The sequence below is a fragment of the Flavobacterium bomense genome, from assembly GCF_003970355.1.
This window is the reverse complement of record NZ_RYDJ01000056.1, coordinates 1373-1802: the sequence shown is the minus strand read 5'-3', so window position 1 is coordinate 1802 and position 430 is coordinate 1373. Positions and strand designations below refer to the sequence as shown.

The following is a 430-nucleotide window of genomic DNA, read 5'->3' as shown; positions in this document are numbered from 1 at the left end:
GAGCCTTAATTTTTAGAGATTCATTAGCTGCTTATGCAAATGTTGAAGTGCAATTTATTACGTATTCAATTTGGATTTTAGCACTTGATGCTTTGGTTATTATTCCGTTTTCAAAACTCAGAGCCAATCAACGGCCTATGAAGTATGCTGCCATCAAGATAGGAAACGTGATGGTCAACTTGATTCTCAACATTTTCTTTTTGGTTTATTTACCGCAATTGGCAGCGGATAATCCCCATTCGTTTATGGATAATCTATATGTTGAACACTCTGAAATAGCCTATATTTTTATTGCCAATTTACTAGCGAGTTTACTCACATTGGTCGTTCTTTCGCCCAATTATTTCAATTTAGATAGAAGATTCGATAAACTTCTGTGGAAAAAAATGATGAAATACGGCTTGCCAATTCTTGTCGCCGGAATCGCCTT

At 35.8% G+C, this 430-nt stretch carries 1 pseudogene; it reads left to right on the top strand.

The annotated features are described in order from the left end of the window. A pseudogene (locus tag EKL98_RS18215) lies at positions 1 to 430 on the top strand (polysaccharide biosynthesis protein); the annotation flags it as partial.